We start from the raw sequence: 3433 nt of genomic DNA on the forward strand, positions 1-3433 counted from the left end.
GGGGGGGGGCCCCCCCGCCCCCCCCCCCCCCGGGGGGGGGGGGGGGGGGGGGGGGGGGGGGGCCGCCCCCCCCCCCCCCGCCTGGTCACCGAGATTCCCGGCCCGCGTTCGCGGGCGCTGTCGGCCAGACGGGTCCGATCCGTGGCCCGCGGGGTGAGTTCGACGATGCCGGTGTTCGCGCGGGCGGCGGGCGGCGGCGTCGTGGTCGACGTCGACGGCAACACGCTCATCGACCTTGGCTCGGGCATCGCCGTCACCGGTGTCGGCAACGCCGCCGACGAGGTGGTCGCGGCCGTGGCCGCGCAGGCGGGCCGGTTCACCCACACCTGTTTCATGGTCACGCCGTACGAGGAGTACGTCGGCGTCTGCGAGGCGCTGGCCCGGCTGACCCCCGGCGGTTTCGAGAAGCGCTCGGCCCTGTTCACCTCGGGTGCGGAGGCGGTGGAGAACGCTGTCAAGATCGCCCGGTCGGCGACCGGGCGTGGTGCCGTCGTCGTCTTCGAACACGCCTATCACGGCCGGACCAACCTCACCATGGCCATGACCGCCAAGGCCCTGCCGTACAAGGCCGGTTTCGGCCCGTTCGCCCCGGAGATCTACCGGCTCCCGCTGGCCTACCCCTACCGCTGGCCGGGCGGGCCGCAGGACTGCGGCGAACAGGCCGCCGCCCAGGTCATCGACCTGATCCGCACCGAGATCGGGGCCGGGGCGGTGGCCGCCCTGGTGATCGAGCCGATCCAGGGCGAGGGGGGTTTCATCGTGCCCGGCGCCGGTTTCCTGCCGCGCCTGGCCGAGTTCTGCGCGGACGCGGGCATCCTGTTCATCGCCGACGAGGTGCAGACCGGCTTCGCCCGCACCGGCACGATGTTCGCCTGCGAGGACGAGAACATCGTCCCCGACCTGATCGTCACCGCCAAGGGCATCGCGGGCGGCCTGCCGCTGTCCGCCGTCACCGGCCGCGCCGAGATCATGGACGCCCCGCAGATCGGTGGTCTCGGCGGCACCTTCGGTGGCAACCCGGTGGCCTGCGCGGCGGCACTGGCGACCATCGACCTGATCGAGTCCGGTGACCTGGCCGGCCGGGCCCGCCATATCGCCGAACTCGCCCTGCCCCGGCTGCGCGCCCTCGCGGACCGGTACGACGCCATCGGCGACGTCCGGGGTCGGGGCGCGATGCTCGCCGTCGAGATCGTGCGCGGCCAGGGCGACCACAGCCCCGACCGGGCGCGGGCGGCCGCCGTCGCCGCCGCCTGCCATCGCCGCGCCCTGATCGTCCTGTCCGCCGGTACGTGGGGCAACGTCCTGCGCCTGCTGCCACCCTTCGTGATCAGCGACGAGCTTCTGCTGGACGGCCTGGACGTCCTGGCCGAGGCCTGCGCCGAGGTCCTCCCCACCCGCTGACCCCACCCGCTGACCGGCGGGCCGCGGCGGTTCGGACACGGTGAGTGTCGACATGTGCTGGGCGGACACCCGGCGGTTGAGGGCATCTATGCAGGTGAGGGGGCTGAGGGGGCGGGACGGGATGGTTGCTGGCGGAAATGGCGGGAACAGTCAGTACGGAATCGCCGAAGTCCGGTGGTTCAGGTCCGTCCGATTCAGGGGTGATGGCCGGTGCGAACGGCCGTCGCACTAGGAGGCGCTCGGTGACCAGTGCCGCGGTCTGCCCACGCTGTCTTGCGGAGCTTCGTCCGCCCGATCTGTGGAACAGCCAGTATCGATGCGAGCGGCACGGGGAGGTGAGTCCGTACCGGGCCGCGGTCTCCTCACGCGAACAGGCGCTGCACATGCTGGCGACGACGTCGACGGTGCCGGTGTGGCTGCCCGATCCGATGCCGGTGCACTGGTATGTCAGTGGTGTCGGCTGGGCCGGCGACGAGCGCAGCGGCCCACGCGCGAGCGCGCTGGCCGCGGCCGGACCGTGCCCACTGGGCGGGCCGGCGGAGATGGTGCTGGTCGCGGAGTCACCGGGGATCGGACTCGGCGCCCGGCTGGCGGGCATTCAGGGCCCCGACCCCGAGGCGCTGCCGGGTGCTCCGGAGGCGAAGGTGGAGGCGGCGGGGCATCCGACGGCGATGTGGCCGGTGGCCGTACCGCCCGATCGGGCGGCGTTCGTCGGTGAGGCGCGCGGGGTCTGGCTGTGGCTGGTGCTGTGGCCGGCGGACGCGGCGCTGATCCTGCTCGAGCATCTGGTCCTGCGTGACGTCCGGGACACCCCGGAGATCGGCGACCGGTCCTTCTTCGGCGCCGTCAGTGAACACCTGGCCACCGGCCGCTTCGCCGCCCACCAGCCGCCCGCCGCCCGCTGACCCACCGGGCCCCGCCGGTCGGATCGGGCGTCCCGCCTTCACCGCGGCGGCGGTCGGCGGTGCAACGGTGTGGAAAGCTGGCGCGGTGGTGGATCGTGGGCGGTTGACCGTCGTCGTCAATCCGAGTGCGGGGCGGGGCCGGGCGCTGCGGCTGCTGGCGCCGGTCTGCGCCGAACTCGCCCGGTGGGCGCCGGATGTGCGGGTCGCGCCGACGCGGGATCTGGCGCACGCCGGCGAACTGGCGGCGGGGGCGACAGCGGCGGGACGCGTGGTGGTCGCGCTCGGCGGGGACGGCCTGGCCGGGGCGGTCGCGGGCGCGGTGGCCCGCCTGGGTGGGGTGCTGGCCGTCCTGCCGGGCGGTCGGGGCAACGACTTCGTCCGGGGGCTGGGGCTGCCAGATGATCCGCGCCGAGTGGCGGCGAGCCTTGCGCAGGCGTGTGAGCTGCGTGTTGACCTGCCCGAGGTGGACGGGCGACCATATCTGGGTATCGCCAGCGTCGGCTACGACTCCGACGTCCAGGTGATCGCCAACCGGGCCCGGCTGCTGCGCGGACGCAACGTCTACACCTATGCGACACTGCGGGCGCTCGCCGCCTGGCGGCCGGTGCGCTTCACCGTCACCGTGGACGACGCGGCGCCCCGTGAGCTGTACGGATACACGGTGGCGGCGGCGAACTCGGCCTACTACGGCGGCGGGATGCGGTTCGCCCCGGAGGCCGACGTCACCGACGGCCTCGTCGAGGTGGTGCTCGTCGCCGACGCGCCGAAACGTACCTTTCTCGCCCTGTTCCCCCGGGTCTTCACCGGAGGGCATGTGCACACCCGCCACGTCGAGGTGCTGCGTGGCCGCGAGGTGCGCATCAGCGCCGACCGGCCGTTCGACGTCTACGCCGACGGCGACCCGCTGGCACCGCTACCCGCCCGCATCGTGGTCCGTCCGCGCGCGTTGCGCCTGCTCGTCCCGTCCAGCGCCAGCGTCGTCACGGGTGCCGGCGGGGACGCCCCTGCCGGTCGGGACGCCACCACCGGCAGGGATGCCGAGGCCGGGGTCTAGTGCAGCGCCTCAGTAGTTCCTTTCCGGCGCCTGGTCACGGTGAGTGATGTCAAGCGGCGGCCGGTAGGGCGTT

The 3433-nt window shown here is 73.9% G+C and carries 3 protein-coding genes; all 3 read left to right on the top strand.

Annotated features, from left to right (window positions below; all coding sequences use genetic code 11):
- Positions 1-81: 81 nt before the first annotated feature.
- The 3 genes from gabT to MXD61_RS05485 all read left to right on the top strand — a co-directional run bounded on the left by gabT (position 82) and on the right by MXD61_RS05485 (position 3360).
- Positions 82-1401, top strand: coding sequence for a 4-aminobutyrate--2-oxoglutarate transaminase (gene gabT, locus MXD61_RS05475; protein WP_248811756.1), 1320 nt, complete (start codon positions 82-84; stop codon positions 1399-1401).
- A 242-nt stretch (positions 1402-1643) separates the two neighbouring features.
- A complete protein-coding gene (locus tag MXD61_RS05480; RefSeq protein WP_248811754.1) occupies positions 1644-2306 on the top strand; it encodes a DUF6758 family protein in 663 nt (220 codons plus the stop codon).
- An 85-nt stretch (positions 2307-2391) separates the two neighbouring features.
- The gene (locus MXD61_RS05485) at positions 2392-3360 is read left to right on the top strand and encodes a diacylglycerol kinase family protein (protein ID WP_248811755.1); all 969 of its coding nucleotides are present in this window, start codon (positions 2392-2394) and stop codon (positions 3358-3360) included.
- The last annotated feature ends 73 nt before the right edge of the window (positions 3361-3433 follow it).

The organism is Frankia sp. AgPm24 (assembly GCF_023243055.1).
Classification (GTDB): Bacteria; Actinomycetota; Actinomycetes; order Frankiales; family Frankiaceae; genus Frankia; species Frankia umida.